At 65.7% G+C, this 20,487-nt stretch carries 13 protein-coding genes; 5 read left to right on the top strand and 8 right to left on the bottom strand.

Translation table 11 applies throughout. From position 1 onward, the window contains the following. Positions 1 to 32: 32 nt before the first annotated feature. Positions 33 to 2,717, bottom strand: a complete 2,685-nt coding sequence (locus tag ACP7AX_RS05665; RefSeq protein ID WP_426225699.1) for a GNAT family N-acetyltransferase — start codon at positions 2,715 to 2,717, stop codon at positions 33 to 35. 89 nt (positions 2,718 to 2,806) lie between these two features. On the opposite strand from ACP7AX_RS05665, the gene ACP7AX_RS05660 reads away from it, so the two are divergent. After that, positions 2,807 to 5,317: a DNA topoisomerase (ATP-hydrolyzing) gene (locus tag ACP7AX_RS05660; protein ID WP_131681767.1), complete on the top strand. Its 2,511-nt coding sequence runs from the start codon at positions 2,807 to 2,809 to the stop codon at positions 5,315 to 5,317. A gap of 9 nt (positions 5,318 to 5,326) precedes the next feature. Next, positions 5,327 to 5,845, top strand: a complete 519-nt coding sequence (locus ACP7AX_RS05655) for a DinB family protein (protein ID WP_131681768.1) — start codon at positions 5,327 to 5,329, stop codon at positions 5,843 to 5,845. 90 nt (positions 5,846 to 5,935) lie between these two features. Here the strand turns inward: ACP7AX_RS05655 and ACP7AX_RS05650 are convergent, their stop codons facing one another. Genes ACP7AX_RS05650 through ACP7AX_RS05635 form a run of 4 tightly spaced genes read right to left on the bottom strand, consistent with a single transcriptional unit; the run spans position 5,936 to position 13,182 of the window. Then, positions 5,936 to 6,928, bottom strand: a complete 993-nt coding sequence (locus tag ACP7AX_RS05650; protein WP_426225698.1) for a GNAT family N-acetyltransferase — start codon at positions 6,926 to 6,928, stop codon at positions 5,936 to 5,938. A 50-nt stretch (positions 6,929 to 6,978) separates the two neighbouring features. Continuing rightward, on the bottom strand, positions 6,979 to 10,488 hold the full coding sequence (gene cydD, locus ACP7AX_RS05645) for a thiol reductant ABC exporter subunit CydD (RefSeq protein WP_426225697.1): 3,510 nt from the start codon (positions 10,486 to 10,488) through the stop codon (positions 6,979 to 6,981). Between the two features lie 8 nt (positions 10,489 to 10,496). Continuing rightward, a complete protein-coding gene (cydB, locus tag ACP7AX_RS05640) occupies positions 10,497 to 11,546 on the bottom strand; it encodes a cytochrome d ubiquinol oxidase subunit II (protein WP_426225696.1) in 1,050 nt (349 codons plus the stop codon). A gap of 34 nt (positions 11,547 to 11,580) precedes the next feature. Continuing rightward, the gene (locus ACP7AX_RS05635) at positions 11,581 to 13,182 is read right to left on the bottom strand and encodes a cytochrome ubiquinol oxidase subunit I (RefSeq protein ID WP_426225695.1); all 1,602 of its coding nucleotides are present in this window, start codon (positions 13,180 to 13,182) and stop codon (positions 11,581 to 11,583) included. Positions 13,183 to 13,471: 289 nt separating this feature from the next. On the opposite strand from ACP7AX_RS05635, the gene ACP7AX_RS05630 reads away from it, so the two are divergent. After that, positions 13,472 to 13,858, top strand: a complete 387-nt coding sequence (locus ACP7AX_RS05630) for a BlaI/MecI/CopY family transcriptional regulator (protein ID WP_426225832.1) — start codon at positions 13,472 to 13,474, stop codon at positions 13,856 to 13,858. A 6-nt stretch (positions 13,859 to 13,864) separates the two neighbouring features. Continuing rightward, positions 13,865 to 14,866, top strand: coding sequence for a M56 family metallopeptidase (locus tag ACP7AX_RS05625; protein WP_426225694.1), 1,002 nt, complete (start codon positions 13,865 to 13,867; stop codon positions 14,864 to 14,866). 13 nt (positions 14,867 to 14,879) lie between these two features. On the opposite strand, the gene ACP7AX_RS05620 is transcribed toward ACP7AX_RS05625, so the two are convergent. After that, positions 14,880 to 16,988 (bottom strand): DNA gyrase/topoisomerase IV subunit B, encoded by a 2,109-nt coding sequence (locus ACP7AX_RS05620; protein WP_426225693.1) that lies wholly within the window; start codon positions 16,986 to 16,988, stop codon positions 14,880 to 14,882. Between the two features lie 256 nt (positions 16,989 to 17,244). Here ACP7AX_RS05620 and ACP7AX_RS05615 point away from each other — a divergent pair, with 256 nt between their 5' ends. After that, the gene (locus tag ACP7AX_RS05615; RefSeq protein ID WP_108598646.1) at positions 17,245 to 17,466 is read left to right on the top strand and encodes a DUF7455 domain-containing protein; all 222 of its coding nucleotides are present in this window, start codon (positions 17,245 to 17,247) and stop codon (positions 17,464 to 17,466) included. A 184-nt stretch (positions 17,467 to 17,650) separates the two neighbouring features. Here ACP7AX_RS05615 and ACP7AX_RS05610 read toward each other — a convergent pair whose 3' ends face one another. Both ACP7AX_RS05610 and ACP7AX_RS05605 read right to left on the bottom strand, forming a co-directional pair. Beyond that, positions 17,651 to 18,958 carry an RNA polymerase sigma factor gene (locus ACP7AX_RS05610; protein ID WP_131681775.1) on the bottom strand — a complete coding sequence of 436 codons (1,308 nt, stop codon included), beginning with the start codon at positions 18,956 to 18,958 and terminating at the stop codon, positions 17,651 to 17,653. 238 nt (positions 18,959 to 19,196) lie between these two features. Further along, positions 19,197 to 20,399 carry a DUF4192 domain-containing protein gene (locus ACP7AX_RS05605; protein ID WP_426225692.1) on the bottom strand — a complete coding sequence of 401 codons (1,203 nt, stop codon included), beginning with the start codon at positions 20,397 to 20,399 and terminating at the stop codon, positions 19,197 to 19,199. Between the last annotated feature and the right edge of the window lie 88 nt (positions 20,400 to 20,487).

The raw sequence follows: 20,487 nt of genomic DNA, 5'->3' as shown, positions 1-20,487 counted from the left end.
TCACAGATCGGCCGGGGACTTGCTAACCGCCCTTAGCCCAGCATGGCGCGGCGGGCGCTGTCGGTGCGCTGGGCCGCGTTGCCGATCCGGATGTCCGCCGCGAGGATGGACACCCCGTGCGGGCCGGACAGGACGGGGTTGAACTCCACCAAAGCTATCTCCGGATGGTTGTCCTTCATCCAGGCCAGCCGGCCGGCGAGGTCTTCGAGGGCATCAATATCCACGGCCGGAAGTCCCTGGTAGCCCAAGAGCTTGCGTGAAGCCCGGGGTGCGCGGATGAAGTCCTTGACGTCAACAGCGGACAGCGGCGGCACGCGGTGCGCCCAGTCGTCGAGCAGGTTCACGGCGTCCCCTGCCAGCCCGAAAGAGACCACCGGTCCCAGCAGTGGATCCTCGATGGCGCGGAACGTACAGGCCTGGCCTACCGGCGCCATGGACTGGACCTCCAAGGCCCGGGAACCGAACGGTGCCAGCGAGCGCCGCATCTGGGAGATGTTCCGGCGGAGCGACTCGGCATCCTCGATGTCCAGGCGCACGCCGCCCAGGTCGAGGCGGTGGCGGAGCGCCGGGTCAGTGGTTTTCAGGACCACCGGGTAGCCCAGCCGGTCCGCGGCTTCAACGGCTTCGTCCTCTGTTTCGAACGTTGCGGACGGCAGCACCTGGATGCCGTAGTGCGCCAGCAGGGCGGCTGCGGCCCCGGGATCCAGGGTTTTCAGCTGTTCACCCTGAACGTCGTGGAGCAACTGATCCAGGAGGATCCGCGCATTTTCGGGGTGGCAGCCTTCCGGCTCCACGAAATGGCCCGGGTCCCGTGCCACCCACTCGGCATAGCGCACGGTGGCGGCGAGCGCTGCCACCGCTGCGCCGGGATTTGAGAAGCAGGGAACTGCCCGGCCGTCGGCTCCCATCATGCCCTCCACGTAGACGGAGGGATCGAGGATGCCGGTGAACGCGGCCACCACCGGCTTTCCGGCAGCGGCGGAACATTCTGCCAGGACCTCGGCGATGTGATCCACTGTCAGCCCCCGGGCCGGCAGCAGGGCCGCCACCACGGCGTGCACCTTGGCGGAGGCAAGGGTTTCCTGGAGGCTGCGCCTGAGGGCAGGAAGTGCCAGTGACATGCCGGCGTCGAGGTCAACGTCGGTGACGATGCCGTCCACTTCCAGGCCGTGGGCTGCGGCGCTGTCCGCCACCACCCTGCCCAGTGCCAGCGAGTTGCTGATAATTGCCAGACCGGGCCCCGCGGGCAAAGGCTGACCTGCCACCACCTGCGCGATGTCCATCAGCTGTTCGATGGTCTCCACCCTGATGACGCCCGACTGCCGCATCATGGCGTCCAGTGCTCCGGCGGGCGCCTGGGTGGTCCGGACTGCGTGGCCGGGCGGCAGGCGCAGGCCCATGGTCTCGGACTTGGCTACTACTACCGGCTTGGTGCGTGCCAGCCGCCGGGCGATCCGGGAGAATTTGCGCGGGTTCCCGATCGACTCCAGATACAGGCCCACGGCGGTGGTGCCGGCGTCGTCCTCCCAGAACTGCATCATGTCGTTGCCGGAGACGTCCGCCCTGTTACCGGCAGACAACAGGGTGGACAGGCCCAGCCGGCGCCGGCTTGAGGCAGCGTAGAGGGATACCCCGATGGCCGCGGACTGACTGAACAGGCCCAGGCCGCCGCGCCGCGGCATGGTGGGCGCCATGGAGGCGTTGAGCATCACGTCCGGGTGCGTGTTGACGATTCCCAGCGAGGCAGGCCCGATGACCCGCATGCCGCTGGCCCGGGCTTTGCGGACCAGGTCGCGTTGGCGCGCAAGGCCGCGGGCGCCGTCGTCCTCGAAGCCTGCAGTGGCTATCACCACTCCCTTGACGCCGGCAGCGGCGCACTGGTCCACCACCGTGGCCACTTCCTCGTAGGGGACGGCGATGATGGCCAGCCCCACCTGGTCCGGGACGTCCTGGAGCCTGGCGAAGGAGATCATTCCAGCCAGCTCAAACGCCTCGGGGTTGATGGCGTAGACCGGGCCGGTAAAGCCGCCTTCGATGATGTGCTCCAGCAGCTGGTAACCCACGGTTCCCCATTTGCGGCTGGCCCCGATCACTGCAACGGACGACGGCGCCAGCAGGTCCCGGACGCTTCTGGCCTCCGCGCGGTGCTCGCGTGACTCCATGACGGCCCGGGACTTTTCCGTGGGGTCGATATTGAATTCGAGGCTCACGACGCCGTCGTCGAAGTGGCGTTTGACGTCGTAGCCGGCGTCAGCGAAAACCATCAGCATCTTGCGGTTTTCCGGCAGGACTTCGGCGCTGAAGCGGCGGATCCCGTTCTCATGGGCAGCGGTGGCCAAATGTTCAAGGAGGATGGAACCGATGCCCCGGCCCTGGTGGGCGTCCGCGATGTTGAAGGCGACCTCGGCTTCGGCGGGATCATCCAGCCTGTCGTAGCGGCCGATCCCAAGGATCTCGCCGCGGAAAGTGATGACCAGCGCCACCCGGTCCTTGTAGTCCACCTCGGTGAAGCGTTTGAGCTCCTTGCTGGACAGGCGGGCCTTGAAGGCGAAGAAGCGCATGTAAATTGAGTTCTGCGACTGCCCGGCGTGGAAGGCCTGGACCGCGTCCGCATCACTGGGAAGGATGGGCCGCAGGTGGGCTGTTCCGCCGTCCCGGAGAACGACATCGGCTTCCCAATGTTCCGGATATACGCCGTCCCCGGGCTGATCCACCATAGGCTTAGCCTAACCACAAACTCCCGCCGCCGACCCGTTGCCTGAAGACCAGATCGAAAACCAGTACCCCAGAAGGATCCGCCCGCCCTATGGCACGCCGCCAAAGCCCCACCCCCGCCGGGGATGCCAGCCAGGATTTCGTCGAGAACATCGTTGACATCGACGTCACGTCCGAAATGGAAGGCTCCTTCCTCGAGTACGCGTATTCGGTGATCTACTCCCGGGCCTTGCCTGACGCCCGTGACGGCCTGAAGCCGGTCCAGCGCCGGATCCTGTACATGATGAGCGAAATGGGCCTGCGCCCGGACCGCGGCCACGTCAAGAGCGCCCGAGTGGTGGGCGAAGTCATGGGCAAGCTCCACCCCCATGGCGATACTGCGATCTATGACGCCATGGTGCGTATGGCGCAGGACTTCTCGCTGCGGCTTCCCCTGATTGACGGCCATGGAAACTTCGGCTCGCTCGACGACGGCCCGGCGGCTCCGCGGTACACGGAGGCGCGCCTCGCGGCGGCGGCGCTGACGCTCACCGACCACCTCGATGAAGACGTGGTCGATTTCGTCCCCAACTACGACAACCAGCTGACCCAGCCCGATGTCCTCCCGGCAGCGTTCCCCAACCTGCTGGTCAACGGCGCCACGGGCATCGCCGTCGGCATGGCCACCAATATGGCCCCGCACAACCTGGTGGAAGTCATAGCAGCCGCCCGCCACCTTATTGCCCATCCGGATGCCAGCTTGGATGACCTGATGCGGTTTGTCCCGGGACCTGACCTGCCCACCGGCGGTCGGATTGTGGGCCTGGACGGTATCCGCGATGCCTACGCCACAGGGCGCGGTTCCTTCAAGACCCGGGCCAAGGTGGAGATCGAGCAGCTTTCGGCCCGCCGCACCGGTTTGGTGGTCACCGAACTGCCGTACATGGTGGGCCCGGAAAAGGTGATCGAGAAGATCAAGGACGCCGTCAACGGGAAGAAGCTGACGGGCATCAGCGACATCGTTGACCTCACCGACCGCCAGCACGGCCTGCGCCTGGTCATCGAGCTGAAGAACGGGTTCAATCCCAACGCCGTGCTCCAGCAGCTGTACCGCTACTCGCCGATGGAGGATTCCTTCGGCATCAACAACGTCACCCTGGTGGATGGCCAGCCCCAGACGCTGGGGCTGGTGGCCCTGCTCTCTGTCTATGTGAACCACCGGATCGATGTGGTGCGCCGCCGGACCGCGTTCAGGCTGCTCAAGAAGAAGGACCGCCTGCACCTCGTGGAGGGCCTCCTGATCGCCATCGTGGACATCGACGAGGTCATCCAGATCATCCGGTCCTCCGATGAAGCTGCGGCGGCCCGGACCCGGCTGATGTCCATCTATGACCTCTCCGAGATCCAGGCCAACTACATCCTGGAACTGCGACTGCGGCAGCTGACCAAGTACTCCCGGATCGAGCTGGAGAAGGAGCAGGATGAGCTGCGCCGCGAGATCGCGGAGCTCGAAGCCATCCTCGGCTCGGAGGAGCGGCTCCGTGGGCTCGTGTCCGCCGAGCTGGGCGAAATCGCCGAAAAGTACGGCACGCCGCGGCGCACAGTCCTGCTTGAGTCAGAGGCGGTCTCCCCCACTGTCGTTGCCGCTCTGGCCGCCGCCCCGGGCGTGAAAGGCAAAGCCGCACCCCTGGCTCTGGAGATCCCTGATGACCCCTGCTGGGCCATCCTCACGGCCTCGGGCCAGATCGCGCGGACGTCCAACCAGGAGCCGTTGGCTGAATCCGGCCCCCGCTCCCGGCACGATGTTTTCCGCTCCGTAGTGAAGACCTCTGCCCGCGGGGAAATCGCCGCAGTGACATCCCAGGGGCGGATGCTGCGCCTGCAGGTCATGGACATGCCGGTGCTCCCGCCGATGTCCGGCCTGCCGAACCTCGCGGGCGGGGTGCAGGCCAAGGATTTCATCACCCTTCTGAAGGGGGAATCGCTGGTGGCCTTCGCGCCGCTGGATGAGGTCCTGGCCATCGGGACGGTGCAGGGCATCGTCAAGCGGGTCCAGCCGGAGTACCCGCTGAACCGCGAAGACTGGGAAGTCATTGCGCTCAAGGACAAGGACCTGGTGGTGGGGGTGGCCCCGGCCGGGTCTGACGAGACCGAGCTGGTATTCCTCACCCGCGAAGCACAACTGCTCCGGTTCAGCGCCGCCAACGTCCGTCCACAGGGCAGGACTGCAGGCGGCATGGCAGGCATCAAGCTCGCCGCGGGTGATTCCGTACTTTTCTTTGGTGCCGTCTCAGCCACCGACGACGAAGCCGTGGTGGTCACCATCGCCGGCACAGACGGCGCCCTGCCGGGAACTGCTCCGGGCGCGGCGAAGGTGACGGCCTTCGCCGAGTATCCTGCCAAGGGCCGCGCCACAGCAGGTGTCCGCGCACACAGGTTCCTCAAGGGCGAGGACATGCTTCTGCTCGCCTGGGCGGGGCACGGACCTGCAAAGGCTTCCTCGCTGGCGGGCGTTGCCAGATCCTTGCCGCAGGAGCACGGCCGGCGGGACGGTTCGGGAATCCCGCTCTCCCAGGCGGTGGATGTGGTGGGCCCTGCCATGGCGTGGCCCGATCCCGTTTAGACTGCTGCCATGCCTATCATTCCTGATGAAAAGGACTGGACCTGGGTCCTGACCCGGCCTTGCCCTGAGTGCTCCTTCGACCTCTCCTCGGCCACACCCGCCACCGTCCCTGCCACGATCCAGAACATGCTGCCGCGGTGGCGGGCGGTCCTGCGGCGTCCCGAGGTGGCCGAACGCCCCAACGGCACCACATGGTCGCCGCTGGAGTACGCCTGCCACGTCCGCGATGTCTTTGCGCTCTTCGACCAGCGGCTGAACCTGATGCTCGATACCGACGACGCACAGTTTGAAAACTGGGACCAGGACCGCACCGCCGTCGAGATGGATTACGCCAACGCCGATCCCGCAGTTGTCAGTGCCGAACTGACCGCCGAAGGCGAACAGATCGCCGAGTCATTTGCAGGGGTCAGGGAGTCCGACTGGGGACGGAAAGGCCTGCGCAGCAACGGCTCCGAGTTCACGGTCCTGACGCTTGCGCAATACTTCCTGCATGACGTGGTACACCACCTCCACGACGTGGATGGCTAGCGCGTGGACGGCTAGCGCGCGGACGGCTAGCGCGCGGACGGCTAGCGCGCGGACGGCTGGGGCGTGGATGGCTAGGGCGCGGCTGGTTGGCTACAGCGTTTTGTCCCACGCCATGCTGGTGTTGACCGCCCGGTAGCCCATCCCCGTGTACAGGGCCAGCGCGCCGGTGGGGTTTTCCGAGTCCACGTCCAGTGAAGCCACGTCCATTCCTGCCACGGTAAACCGGTGCATGGCATCGGCCAGAAGCGCCTGCGCAATTCCCCGTCCGCGGTATTCCCGCCGTACTCCGAGCAGTTCGGTGTAGCCCTCCCGGAACCCGCGCCGGGCGGCAAGATCAGGATCATGGGAAGCCAGCTGGTAGCCGGCCACCGTCCCACTCTCCGTGTCGATTACCACTGTGCTCAGATCCGGCCTGGCGTGCGGGTGTTTGACGGTGAAGGACCAGGAATCCTGATCCCGGGGCTCGCTGCCCCAGTGGTCGCGGAAGGTCTCATTGTGCGCGATGCGGACCTGTTCGTGCATTTCCGCCGCCATGACGTCCAGCACCAGCCCGCCGCCCAGGACCTTCGTGGGCAACGGCTGGTCCAGCGGCCGGTGCATCTCGTTGAAGTAGCGGACCACCGTATAGCCGGCTGATTCCAGCAGCTTTGCCTGGTGAGCGTGCTGCTGCTCAGTGCCGATCCGGAGGCGGGGCAACACCGGAGCAGGGGCGCCGGCCGCGTCTTCAGCGAAACGCCGCCGGGTGCTGTGCTCCAGCCAGCCGAGAAGGGCCGTTCCCACCCCGCGCCGCTGCCACGCCGGATCAACGCAGCCGAATCCATGCGCCTTGTCACCGTTCGGGTTCTTGGAGATCCTGCCGTAGGCCCTGATGACGCCGCCGCCGTCCAGGCCAAGCACTGTGTGGGTGGCCAGTGGATTTTTTCGGGACTCCACGTGCTGCTGGAGGTCTGCCTCGCGTTCATACCAGACGGGGTGTTCCGCGGCGGCCGTCCGTGCGATCAGCGCGGCCCACGCGGGGACGTCGGACACTGCGGCCGGCCGCCATTGAAGCTGCGGAAAGTCCACTGGTGACTGCTGGGTCATGGCATCAGGCTATTACACCAACCGGGAAATCTGGCTCAGGCGTGATGGGCTCAGCGGAGGCTTTCCTCCGGCTGCTGAAGCCGCGCATTGCCCGCCGCGCCGTCCGGCCGTGACACCACGGACAGGTCCAGAAGGGTGTCCTCCGGGTGGATGTCCGCCGGATTGTGGGTCACCATGACCACCGTCCGGTCCTTGAGGCCGGCGCGGAGATCGGCCAGCATGTCCCGTCCGGATTCAGCATCCAGGTGGGCCGTGGGCTCGTCCAGCAGGATTACTTCAGCTCCTGTCAGGAGTGTCCGCGCCACGGCGAGCCTTTGCCGCTCGCCGCCGCTGAGGAACGATCCGCCCGGGCCAATCCGGGTGTCCAGTCCCGCCGGGAGGCGCGAGACCAGGGCAGTGAGGCCGACGGCGGCCAGCGCGGCCGCGAGCTCAGCGTCACGGGGCGCAGAGGAGACTGTGCCGGGAAAGCCCAGCATCAGGTTGCCCCGCAGCGTCGAATCGAACAGGTGCGCCTCCTGCGGGCACCACGCTGCGGTCCCGGTCACTGCGGCGTTGCCGGCAGATGCCGGGAGGAAGCCCAGGAGCACCGAGAGGAGTGTGGATTTGCCCGCGCCGGACGGGCCAGTCACCGCGAGCCAGCGGCCCGGGCCGGCGCTGGCGGATACACCGTAGAACACTGTCCCGCCGCCGGGCCACGCGGCCGCGAGGTTGGACAGCTCCACACCGGCGGCGCCGCCGGTGCGGGGCGGGACGTTGTACAGCCCGTCTCCCCCAGCAGCCACCGCCGCAGTGTCATCAAGGACTCCGGACTCCGCAATGCGGCGCATGACTGCACGGAGGGCAGGGTACTGCCGGACCGCCGTCGTCATGGCAGCATACGGTTCCACGAGGGCCAGCTGCAGAAGAACGATCACCGCGGCTGTGGCGGGTACCAGGCCGCCGGCCATAACCTCCGGGGCCATCAGCACCGCCGCCCCCAGCGCGGCCGTACCGCACGCGGCCACTGTGATGGCCTGGCCCAGGCCCTCGGCCCAGGCGGAGCGCTGCGAAGCCCGGGTGGCCTCCCGGTCCTCGGCACGCAGTGCGTCAAGGACGGTGCCGGCCACGCCGTTCGCGTGCAGCTCCGCGCGGGCATCGAGGGCCGCGGACGTCCGCCGCAGCACGCCGGCCCGCAGGTTCTGTTCCGCGGTGGCCGACCGGCGGTCACCCCACAGTGCGGCTGCGGGGGCCACCAGCAGGCTCAGGGCTGCCGCCGCAGCAACGGCCGGCAGGGCCGCCGGCGCCACCAGAACCGTGGCCAGCAGGGACGAACCGGCAACGGCGAGCGCAGTGACGGGCGGCAGCACCACCCTCGGCAGCAGGTCTCGGACGGTGTCGACGTCATCAATCACGGTGCCCAGGACGTTGCCGCCCTGAAGGAGGCGCCGGAGCGAGAGTGCCTTCCGGCTCAGAGATTCCCAGAGCTTGCCGCGCAGGCGGGTGAGGGCCCCGAAAACAGCATCGTGAAGCACGAGCCGTTCACAGTAACGGAGGACAGCCCGCCCGATCCCGAAGAAACGCACGCCTACGATGGCGGTCAGCAGGTACAGGATGGGCGGCTGTTCGCTCGCCCGGATGATCAGCCAACCGGACAGCCCGGACAGTGCCACCGCGAAAAGGGCAGCAAGCGTTCCCACCACAGCGGCACCGGTGAATCGGCCGGCCACAGGTGCCAGCAGTCCGGACAGGAGCAGGTTGGTGGACAGGGCAGCCTGCTTTTCCCGTGTGGCCGCCGGGGCCGGAGCCCTTTCTGCGGCGCCCGGGGACCGCTGCTCCACCGTCTCGGCGTGGCTTGCGGCAATCGAGGCCGCGTTCAGGGACGCCGTGATCCCGCGGGCCGACACGGGAACCAGGTGGCCGGCGATGCTGCGGGTCTGCTGGTCGTGGGCCACCAGGATGATGGTGGCCTGTCCCCGGAGCGCCAGGATGGACTGTTGCACCAGGGCCGCGGAGGCGTGGTCGAGGTGGGCGGTGGGCTCGTCCAGCAGGAGTACGGTAGCGCCTGCCCTGATCCTGGCGAGGCCACGCGCCAGTGCCACCCGCCGGAGCTCGCCGGGGCTCAGTTCCGCAGGGTGCTTGTCCGCCAGGTGCCCGGCAGCAGCAGCTGCGAGGCATTCCCTGGCCTCACGCTCTCCTCCTGCTCCTGCTCCTACTCCTGCACCTGCACCTGCTCCTGCACTGTCTGCCGCGTTCGTGGTGGCACCAACGGTTCCGCCGTTGAGGTACAGCAGGACTTCCGCCAGCACGGAGTCCGCCACCATCACCGGGTGCTGCGGAACCCACGCCACTGCAGCCCGGTCCAGGCCCGCGATCTGTCCGGACACGGCGTTGCCCGCGCCGTCGCCAATAGTTCCCGCCAGCACGCCAAGGACCGTGCTCTTGCCTGCCCCACTGGGGCCGTCCAGGGCGGTGATCAACCCCCGGGGAGCCGTAAAGGTCAGGGGCCCGACGGCGGCAGCGGACCTTCCGGAATAGGTCACGGTAAGGCCCTCGACGGTCACTCCCCCGGCGGCAGGGCTGCCGCCTGCCGGTTCAGCAGTTGACGGTTCACCAGTTACCGGCCCAGCATTTGCGGGCATCGGGCGCGGCTCCGGCGCATCGGTGACCGCCCTGGTCTCGGCGAGGGCCACCCTGCCATCATCACTGGCGTGGTGGGCGGTACCAAGTTCACGGAGCGGGAGGTAGCAGTCCGGTGCGAGGATCAGGGCAAGGAGACCGGCCTCGAGCGGCATATCGCCGTGCACCAGGCGGACGCCGATGAAGACGGCCACCACCGCTACTGAGATTGTGGCGATAAGTTCCAGCGCCAGGGCGGATAGAAATGCGGTCCGCAAAGTTCCCATGGTTCTTGTGCGGTACTCCTCCGAGATTTCCTCCAAAGCCCGGCGCTGGGCCGTGGCCCGGCCAAGCCCCACCAGGACAGGCAGGCCCTTGGCCAGTTCCAGCATGTGGGCGGACAATCTGGTCAGGGTGGCCTGCGCCTCCCGGACATGGTCTTCCGTGTACCGTCCGATCAGCACCATGAACAGCGGGACCAGCGGAACCGTCAGGACCACCACAACAGCGCTGATCCAGTCAGCGAACAGGATCCGCATCCCAAGCAGCAGCGGGATCGCGGCGCAGTTCACCAGCGCCGGAAGGAACTGGGTGTAGTAGCTGTCCAGGGCATCGAGGCCGCGCGTCGCCAGCACAGCCAGTCCGCCGTCGGCCGGGCCGGTGCTGCGTGCGCCGTTCCGGAGGGCCCGCTCCAGCAGTTCGGACCGGAGTTCTTCTTTGATGCCCAGGGCCGCACGGCGCGCGGCGATGCCCTGGGCCCAGACTGTGGCCGATCTCAGGACCACGCCTGCCAGCCCCCAGGGAAGCTGGTCCGGCCAGGACTGGTCCCCGGTGACGAGGCCGGCCAGCATCGCCGCCACGGCCTGTCCCATGAGGACCAGGGACAGCGCCTTGAGCGCTGCGAGCAGGCCGAGCCAGTACACGGCGGAACGGGTGGCAGGTCCGGCAGGAAAGTCTGGGCGCACGGTCAGTCTCAGCCGTTCCTGATGAAGGCTTTAGTGGCGATGGCGGGCAGGAAGCTGTGCGCGGCCGGAATGTGGTCCGCACTCACCCGCCGCCGGAACACCCAATAGGTCCATGCCTGGTAGACGATCACGAGCGGCAGGCCAACGGCCGCCACGATGCTCATAAGCCCCAAAGTGTAGTCCGAGGAGGAAGCATTCGTAACAGTCAGGTTGAATGCAGGGTCAAGGGTGGAGGGCAGCACTACCGGGAACACGGCGCCGAAGATCGAAGCGGACCCCAGCAGGAGGAAGCCGCCCATGGCCATAAACGCCCGCCCCTCGGAGCCCTTGCGTGCCAGCAGCCATGCTGCAACCGCGGCCACTACAGCCAGGATCACTGCCGCCCACGTCCACGGCTCGCCGTTGCGGAACTGGACGCTGACGGCCCAGGCAGCGATGGGGAGCAGCAGCACCGGAAGCAGCCGGACAAACCAGCGGCGGGCACGAAGGCGGACGTCGCCGTCGGTCTTCAGTGCCAGGAAAGCCAAGGCATGGAGCAGGGAGAAGCCCACCACCGCCAGTCCGCCCAGCACGGCGTAGCCGCTGAACCAGGAAAGCCAGTCCCCCACCCGGTCTCCGTTGGCGTTCAGCGGAAGTCCGGTGGTGGTCAGTGCCAGGGCGGCACCTACGCCAAAGGCCGCAAAGAAGGAACCCAGCGCGATGGCCCAGTCCCAACGGGTGCGCCAACTGCCACTGTCCATCTTGCCGCGGTACTCAAAGGCCACGGCGCGGAAGATCAGTGCTACCAGCACTACCAGGAGCGGGAAGTAGAGGGCCGAAAACAGCGAGGCGTACCAGAGGGGGAACGCCGCGAAGGTGGCGGCGCCCGCAGTGATCAGCCAGACCTCATTGCCGTCCCAGACCGGGCCGACGGTGTTCAGCAGGACCCTGCGCTCGGTATTGTTCCGGGCGAAAAGCTTCATCAGCATTCCCACCCCCAGGTCGAAGCCCTCAAGGAAGAGGTAGCCGGTCCAGAGCACCGCTATGACGATGAACCAGATAGTGGGCAGCAGTTCCATTCTGTGTATCCTTCAGCTCTTCTTATTCAGCGAATCAGTAGGCGAATGCCAGGACGTCGTCGGCGGGCTTCTGGCCGCCGCCCTTGCCGCCGCCCGGGGTTTCATCCTCGTTTTCATCAGCGGGAAGGTGCGCCAATTCCGGCATGCCGGACACCACGCCGCCCCGGATGTAGGTCACCAGCAGCTTCACTTCCACCACCAAAAGCAGTGCATACACCGCCGTCAGCACAATAAGGGAGGTGAGCAGCTCGCCGGCCGAGACGCCGGGCGAGACAGCAGCGGCGGTGAACATGAACACCTGGTCGATGCCGTTGAGGTCCGGGTTCGGGGCCACGACGAACGGCTGCCGCCCCATTTCGGTGAAGATCCAGCCGGCCGCGTTGGCGCCGAACGGGGCCAGGATGCCGAACACTGCCAGGCGCATCAGCCAGGGCGAAGCGGGTACGGTGCCCTTGCGCGTGATCCACAGGGCCACCAGCGCCGCCAGGGCTGCGAGTCCACCGAAGCCGATCATCATGCGGAAGCCCCAGTAGGTGACCTCCATGACAGGCACGTATTCGATCTCCTGGCCGGTGCGCTCGCCGTAGATCGGGTTGTCCGGAAGGTGGGTTCCGTAGTCAGCCTTGTACTGATCCAGGAGGCCGTTGACGCCCCTGACCTCGGTGGTGAAATCGCCGTTTGCGAGGAAGGACAGGATCCCGGGAACCTCAATCAGCGCGACAATCTCGTCGCAGTTCTTGGAGCCGAGGTTTCCCACGCTGAGGACCGAAAAGCCGGTCCCGTCATGGCAGGCACCCTCGGCTGCTGCCATCTTCATGGGCTGCTGCTCAAACATCAGCTTGCCCTGGAGGTCACCGGTAAGTGCAGTGCCGGCAAAAGAGATCATCGCGACGACTGCCCCGATCCGCAGTGACTTGATCCATACGGTGTAATCGGTGCGGTCCCGGCCCGGAATTGCCCCCTCGCCGGGAACCACCCTGCCGTCCAGGCCCACGGTATCGATGCCGTCCTTGCGCCTGCGCCAGAGGTGGTACCAGGCGATGCCCAAAAGGAACCCGCCGGCCACCGCCAGTGCACCCATCAGCGTGTGCGGGAAGGCCACCAATGCCGTGTTGTTCGTGAACACAGCCCAGGCATCATTCATGACGGGACGTCCATTGATCATCTCGACACCCACGGGGTGCTGCATCCAGCTGTTGGCAACGATGATGAAGTAGGCGGAGAACACCGAACCCACCACGGCGATCCAGAGGCAGGCCAGGTGGATGCCGGGCTTGAGCTGCTTCCAGCCGAAAATCCACAGTCCCAGGAAGGTGGACTCGACGAAGAAGGCCAGCAGCGCCTCCAGTGCCAGCGGGGCGCCGAATACATCGCCAACGAAGCGGCTGTATTCGCTCCAGGCCATGCCGAACTGGAACTCCTGAACGATCCCTGTTGCCACGCCCATGATGAAGTTGATGAGGAACAGCTTCCCCCAGAACTTGGTCATGCGCAGGTACTCCTGCTTGCCGGTTCGGTGCCACATGGTCTGCATAACAGCCACAACCAGGCCAAGGCCGATGGTGAGGGGAACCATCATGAAGTGGTAGACGGTGGTGATCCCGAATTGCCAGCGTGCGATGTCCAAAGCTTCCAAGGCAGTTCCTCGTGTTGGCGGTCCATGTTTCTACAGTTCGTAGAACTCTAACTTCTACCGAGTGTAGAACAATGCTGCAGGCCCTGTAAAACACACAGTTCCACCAAGAGGGCGGGCTCACAAAGCGTCAAAAGCGGCGCCACCAGGGTCCCTCCCGGCGCGGCCTTCTACCGTACGTAGAAATTCGCGCGAAAACCGGGTAAATTTGTTCTTGTATTTCTAGTGTTCGTTGGCAGTCACCGCGGCCGTTCGGCCGCCCGGTGCGGGGAATCTTTAAGGATGTATGGCAATGGCAAGTCTTGGTGAACTGGAACGGGCAGTGATGGATCTGCTCTGGGCAGGCCATGAAGCAGCCACCGCAAATACCCTGCGTGACAAACTGGCACAAAGCACTGGCGCGCAGGGCGACGTAGCGGGGCATGAGGGCAAGGAACTTGCCGTCACCACGGTTCTTACCGTGCTCTCCCGGCTGGAAAAAAAGGGCCTCGTGGAGCGGGAGCGCGGCACCCGGCCGCACCGCTACCAGGCTGTGTCCAGCAGGGAAGACCACACCGCCGAACTGATGCATGAGGTCCTTGGCTCTGCGCCGGACCGCGAGGCCGTGCTGGCCCGCTTCATCGGATCTGTGACGCAAAGCGAAGCCGAGACCCTGCGCAAATTGCTTGGCCACGTCTAGGGGACCATGTTCTGGACCTCGTATTTCCTGGCGGTCCTCGCGATAGTCCTGGCATGGCCAGTGCCTGTCTTTCTGTCCCGCGCCTCCTGGCCGGCCCGCTCGCCCTTCACCGCCATGCTTCTGTGGCAGGCCATCGCGCTTGCGGGTGGCCTGTCCATGATCGGCGCCATGCTCGTCTACGGACTTGAGCCGATCGGTGACAACCTGATTGCCGGGCTCCGGGCACTGGCCGGCATGGTCCTTTTTAATGCACCCACAACAGCACTTGGGTTCTGGCATATCTTCGCCCTGTCTGCCGCGGCACTGCTCCTGGCCCATCTGGTGTTCACGCTGCTGCTGACCTATTACAAAATCGAGCGGCAGCGGCGGCGGCACCGCGAGCTACTGGCTCTCCTTGCCTCGCCATCCCCGGATGGACCAGGCACGGTGGTCATCAGCCATGATTCGCCGGTGGCGTACTGCCTCCCGGGTGGCGCCCGCTCCGTGACGGTTCTCTCCGACGGTCTGATGTCAGCGCTGGAACCCGCCGAACTGCGGGCCGTCCTGATCCACGAGAACGCCCATCTCAGCCAACGCCATCACCTGCTGCTCTGGGCTTTCGCTGCCTGGCGCCAGGCGCTCCCGTGGCTCCCCACCACCCGTCTGGCCCAGGAATCAGTGAACTCACTCATTGAGATGCTTGCCGACGACGTCGCGCTGCGGACCGAGAGCAAAGCCACGCTGATCAAGGCAATCGCCATTGTGGCCAGCGGCCCTTCCGGCGGCATGGCCACGGTAGGAGCCGCACCGGGTGTACCGGCTGCCCGGGCGCATCTTTCCCTGGCCGGGCTGGACGCGCCGGCCGGTGCCATCTCCGGTTCTGCCCGCACCACGGTGTCCCGGGTGACCCGGCTGCTCTCACCACAGCCTCCCCTGTCCGCGGCCGTCCGCGGGGCGGTCCTGGCCGGCTGTGTGCTGCTGCTCGCCGTGCCCACAGCCCTCCTGATCGTGCCGGGCCTGCTGGGCTGAGCCGTACCGCCGGTCAGGCGTCGATCCGCTCCCGGTCCAGGCTGGAGGCGCCGGCGATGATGAAGTCCTTCCGCGGGGCGACGTCGGACCCCATCAGCAGATCAAAGGTGTCTTCGGCGTGTTTGGCGTTCTCGATGCCCACCTTGCGCAGCGTCCGGTGCCGGGGATCCATGGTGGTCTCAGCCAACTGCCCGGCATCCATCTCGCCCAGGCCCTTGTACCGCTGGATCGGCTCTTTGTAGCGCTTGCCTTCCTTGGCAAGCCGGGCCAGGAGGGCATGGAGCTCGGCCTCCGAGTAGGTGTAGATCATCTCGTTGGCCTTCTGCCCGGCGTTGATGACTTCCACGCGGTGCAGCGGCGGGACAGCGGCGAAGACACGCCCGGCGTCGATCATGGGCCGCATGTACCGGAAGAACAGGGTCAGCAACAGGGTCCGGATGTGGGCGCCGTCGACATCAGCGTCCGTCATCAGGATGACTTTCCCGTACCTGGCCGCGGCCAGGTCAAAGCTGCGGCCTGAGCCGGCACCGACCACCTGGATCAGGGCCGCGCATTCGGCGTTGGACAGCATGTCCCCCACGGATGCTTTCTGGACATTGAGGATCTTGCCTCGGATGGGCAGCAGCGCCTGGAAGTCCGAAGACCGCGCCAGCTTGGCAGTTCCCAGTGCTGAGTCACCTTCGACGATAAACAGCTCGGAACGCTCGACGTCGTCCGTGCGGCAGTCTGCGAGCTTGGTGGGCATGGAGGAGGTTTCCAGGGCGTTCTTGCGCCGCTGCGTTTCCTTGTGGACCCGGGCCGAAATCCGCGACTTCATTTCGCTGACGATCTTCTCGAGCAGCAGCGCCGACTGGGCTTTGTCGTTCCGGTTTGCGGAGTTGAGCTTGGCGTTGATCTCGTGCTCAACCACCCTGGCCACGATGGCACGGACAGCCGAGGTGCCCAGGATTTCCTTCGTCTGGCCTTCGAACTGGGGCTCGGCCAGCCGGACCGTCAGAACCGCCGTCATACCGGCAAAAATGTCGTCCTTTTCGATTTTGTCGTTGCCCGCCTTGAGCTTGCGGGCGTTGCTCTCCACGGCTTTACGGAAGGTCTTGACCAGCGCCTGTTCGAAACCGGACTGGTGCGTGCCGCCCTTCGGTGTGGAGATGATGTTCACGAAACTGCGCACGGTGCTGTCATAGCCGATGCCCCAGCGGAGGGCCACATCCACTTCGCAGTCCCGTTCAACCTCGGCGAGCTGGCTGTGTCCGCGTTCATCCAGGACCGGTACGGTTTCCTTGAACTTCCCTGAACCATGCAGCCGCCAGATATCGGTGACGGCCGGATCAGCGGCGAGGAACTCCACAAATTCAGCGAGGCCGCCGTCGTGATGGAACACCTCTTCGTGCGGCCCGGCCTCCCCCGGCGTCCCCGGCAGCCGGCGGTCGTCGCGGACTGTGAGCTTAAGCCCCGGCACCAGGAAGGAGGTCTGCCGTGCACGGGCGGCCAGTTCGTCGTAGGAAAACTTGGCGTCGGGCGTGAAGATCTGGCGGTCGGCCCAGTACCTGATGCGCGTCCCGGTAACACCGCGCTTCGCTTTGCCGGAAATGTCCAACACTGAGCCGTCCACAAACGGCGCGAACGTTGCCGCCGGATCGAGCTTGCTCCCCTGGTCCTTGAACCGGCCCGGCTCGCCGCGGCGGAAGGACATCTTGTAGGTCTTGCTGGCGCGGTCCACTTCAACGTCGAGGCGCGCCGAGAGGGCGTTTACCACCGATGCGCCCACGCCGTGCAGGCCGCCGGAGGCCGTATAGGAACCGCCGCCGAATTTGCCGCCGGCATGTAGCTTGGTGAAGACCACTTCGACGCCCGTGAGGCCGGTTTTCGGTTCCACGTCCACCGGTATGCCCCGGCCGTCGTCGTGGATTTCCACTGAGTTGTCCGCATGCAGAATGATCTTGATGTCGTGCCCGAAGCCCGCCAGCGCTTCGTCAACTGAGTTGTCGATGATCTCCCAGAGACAGTGCATCAGGCCGCGGGAGTCGGTGGAGCCGATGTACATGCCCGGCCGCTTCCGCACGGCTTCAAGGCCCTCGAGGACCGAAAGGTGCCGGGCGGTGTAATCAGAACTTGGTGCCACGGGTAGTGAACTCCTTCAGCGACGGAACAGCGGGCGCGGCGGACGCCCCTTCAAGCCTAGTCTGCGCGGCTGCGCGGGCCGGTTTGCCACTCCTGGCAGGGCGAGGAGCAGTGCTGGTCGTAACCTTTCCGTGATCAAATCCGAGGGCCTTGATGCACTCTTGCGGCTACGCGTACAGCGAACTTGCCCCATCCTTGCAACGGTTTTGCTACGAATACTGGTTACATAGAGGTACAGATCTACTAAGGAGGCCGACATGACAACAGCAGTGGCAGACCGCACACTGAACGCACTGGACCGGTGCGATCGCTGCGGAGCACAGGCATATGTCCGCGTTGTACTCGAGTCCTCCGGTGGTGAGCTGCTCTTCTGCGGCCACCATGCCCGCGGAGTCGAGGCAACGCTGAAGCCATTGAGCTCCGGCTGGCACGATGAGACGGGACGGCTTCACGAGAAGGCTCCCGTTGTAGTCGACTGACCTGATGGCCGTCGACTGAACTGAAGTAAAGCATCTCAGGACCCCTCCGGCTGGAGGGGTCCTGATTTCTTTAAGCCGTTCGCCCACGTGCCGCGTGTGGCGTGCAACAACAAACGCGGGACCACCTGCCACCCCTCCGAAGAAATGGGGCGATAGGTAGTCCCGCGTCAGTTGTTGCGGAGACCTAGTCCAGGTAGTCCCGAAGGACCTGGGACCGCGACGGGTGGCGGAGCTTGGACATCGTCTTTGATTCGATCTGGCGGATACGCTCACGCGTGACACCGTAGACCTTGCCGATTTCGTCTAAAGTCTTCGGCTGGCCGTCGGTCAGGCCGAACCGCATGGCCACCACACCGGCCTCGCGTTCGGAGAGGGTGTCCAGCACGGAGTGCAACTGCTCCTGCAGCAAGGTGAAGCTGACGGCGTCCGCGGGGACCACGGCTTCGGAGTCCTCGATGAGGTCGCCGAACTCGGAATCGCCGTCTTCACCGAGCGGAGTGTGGAGCGAAATAGGCTCGCGGCCGTACTTCTGGACCTCCACGACCTTCTCCGGAGTCATGTCCAGTTCAAGGGCCAGCTCCTCCGGCGTGGGTTCGCGGCCGAGGTCCTGCAGCATCTGGCGCTGGACGCGGGCCAGCTTGTTGATGACCTCAACCATGTGCACCGGGATGCGGATGGTGCGGGCCTGGTCGGCCATGGCGCGGGTGATGGCCTGGCGGATCCACCAGGTGGCGTACGTGGAGAACTTGAAGCCCTTGGTGTAGTCGAACTTCTCCACTGCACGGATCAGGCCCAGGTTGCCTTCCTGGATGAGGTCCAGGAACAGCATGCCGCGGCCGGTGTACCGCTTGGCCAGCGAAACCACGAGGCGGAGGTTGGCTTCGAGCAGGTGGTTCTTTGCGCGCTTGCCGTCGTGGATGACGAACTCGAGTTCGCGCTTGAACTTCGGATCCATCGAGCCGTCGTCGGCGTTGATCTTCTCTTCGGCGAAAAGCCCGGCTTCGATCCGGAGGGCGAGGTCGACTTCCTGCTCGGCGTTGAGCAGCGCAACCTTACCGATCTGCTTGAGGTAATCCTTGACGGGATCGGCGGTAGCGCCGGCAGACATTACCTGCTGGACAGGGGCGTCGTCGTCATCGGCGTCCGAGTATACAAAGCCCTTGCCTGTGGCGGCTGAGGCGGCTTTCGCAGCATCGATCTCGCTGTCCTCGCCGGCTTCAATGACGATGTCATCGAGATCTTCCTCGACGTCGTCGTCGTCGGAGTCACGCGCGGACTTTCCAGCGGCCTCGGCGGCGGCTTTGGCGCCGGGCTTGGGCCCGCGTTTTTTGGGCTCAGGCTTGCCGGCTACGGCTGAATCACCGGCGGCATCCTTAACGGCTTTATTGGCTGCCCGCGTCGCTGCTCGCTTGGCGTTGGTTGCAGCCTGCTTCTCCTCAGGGGACAAATCGTCCTGAGTGGCGGGTTCCTTCTTCGCGGAAGACGGGGTCACAGAAAACCTTTCTAGCGGCGGTCTGTGGAATCACCATACGGGCAACACCACTATGACCCTGTCAAGTCCGTGATGAACATCAGGTGCAACCACGGCCGGCAGAGTCTACAAGTAGAACTGACGGAGCGGCTGTAATGTTCCCGAAAAGGGTTCAAAACAAGCACTTGATTCACGGACCCAACCGGGTCTCGGCAACCATTGTCTCACGGTTTTGCGTGCAGGACCTCAAGCGGCACCCCTAGGCGGCATCTGGTTCGAACCTGCGCCAGGACGCTTCCTTGCGGGCAGCCCAGCCGCAGAGCGTGCCCCGCCGGACGAGTTCGAGCAGCAGTTCCGCCAGCCGGTAGCCCGGTTCTTCTTCCAGGGCCCTGCCGAGATAGGCCGCCGCGTAGGAGCCGCGCCCCCTGCACCAGGCGATCCATCCCTGGCCTGTCAGGGCGGCAGCGCCGGCCGTCCCGCCGCAGGGCCACAACTGCTCAAGGACCTGGTCCAGGCTGTTCAGCCTGGACCAGGCCGGGAGCACGGGCTCGCGTCCCAGCAGGACCTCACCGTAGCCGGGGATCCCGGAACCGTCTCCCGGCGCCGGTTCAGGATGTTCCCGTTCAGAATGTGCCGGTCCGACTGGCTCGAGCGTGCATCCGGCGTCGAAGATGCCAAAGGCAGCAGCGCCCGTCACGGCTGCCGGCCGGCCTGCTGCTGCCATCACCAGGACAGCGTCCCGCCACGCGGGGACCGCCAGTGAGGCCCGCAGGTAGGCGACGTCCTGTGCCGCCAGCGGTTCCGCAGGCGGGTTGGCCAGCAGCGCTTCCCAGTGCACCATCAGCCGGCAGAACTGCTCCTCGCTCCCCCGGCGGCGCTCCAGTTGCGCGGCCCACGCTGCCTCCGAGGCCAGGACGACATCACGCTCCGCGTCGGCCACCGGGGACCGGGGGTGGGAAGCCTCGGCAGGTGCCGGACCTACGCTGCTGCCGCGGTAGACCATTTCTGCGTTGAGCATGCTGTCACGGATCGCCTGGACCGGACGGCCCGGAAACGGGCAGCAGTCCTGGTCGGTGCAGTGGGCGTCACGCCAGTAGGCGTCCCCGACGAACCATGCGTCCCGAACGGTCAGGCCCGCAGAGTCCAGGACGTCCTCCAGCGCACCCAGGAGGCCGCTGTAGGTTCCAGGTGGTTCCATCCAGCCGTCGTTGGTGAAGACAGCCAGGAGTGCGCCGTCGGCAAGCTGATCCGCCTCGAGGTAGTCACGCACTGTGCGGGCGTAACCCCAGGGGTCCGCCAGCGTTTCCGGACCGGGCAAATCAAGCCTCAGGGTTGCACCCAGGCGTTTCCCCTGCATGGTCATGGCCACGAGGCTGTCCGCCGGCCAGTACCCAAGGGAATGCGGAATGAATCCGAGGATGTCTTCGGGGCCCCGGACGGTCAGGTGTTCTGGAGGTGTCATGACTCCAGCTTCGGCCGGGTCCTCCCTGGTCTGAAGAGCCGGCTTTCCTATGTGAACAATCCTCCTGAAACAACCTATGTGGAGGACA

It is taken from the genome of Pseudarthrobacter sp. DSP2-3-2b1 (assembly GCF_049895945.1).
GTDB lineage: Bacteria > Actinomycetota > Actinomycetes > Actinomycetales > Micrococcaceae > Arthrobacter.
This window is presented reverse-complemented; position numbering and strand designations above follow the sequence as displayed.

Excerpts from the sequence above, each read along its gene's own strand:
- ACP7AX_RS05665 (WP_426225699.1), bottom strand. The coding sequence starts at position 2,717 with ATGGTGGATCAGCCCGGGGACGGCGTATATCCGGAACATTGGGAAGCC.
- ACP7AX_RS05660 (WP_131681767.1), top strand. The coding sequence starts at position 2,807 with ATGGCACGCCGCCAAAGCCCCACCCCCGCCGGGGATGCCAGCCAGGAT.
- ACP7AX_RS05655 (WP_131681768.1), top strand. The coding sequence starts at position 5,327 with ATGCCTATCATTCCTGATGAAAAGGACTGGACCTGGGTCCTGACCCGG.
- ACP7AX_RS05650 (WP_426225698.1), bottom strand. The coding sequence starts at position 6,928 with ATGACCCAGCAGTCACCAGTGGACTTTCCGCAGCTTCAATGGCGGCCG.
- cydB (WP_426225696.1), bottom strand. The coding sequence starts at position 11,546 with ATGGAACTGCTGCCCACTATCTGGTTCATCGTCATAGCGGTGCTCTGG.
- ACP7AX_RS05630 (WP_426225832.1), top strand. The coding sequence starts at position 13,472 with ATGGCAAGTCTTGGTGAACTGGAACGGGCAGTGATGGATCTGCTCTGG.
- ACP7AX_RS05625 (WP_426225694.1), top strand. The coding sequence starts at position 13,865 with ATGTTCTGGACCTCGTATTTCCTGGCGGTCCTCGCGATAGTCCTGGCA.
- ACP7AX_RS05615 (WP_108598646.1), top strand. The coding sequence starts at position 17,245 with ATGACAACAGCAGTGGCAGACCGCACACTGAACGCACTGGACCGGTGC.
- ACP7AX_RS05605 (WP_426225692.1), bottom strand. The coding sequence starts at position 20,399 with ATGACACCTCCAGAACACCTGACCGTCCGGGGCCCCGAAGACATCCTC.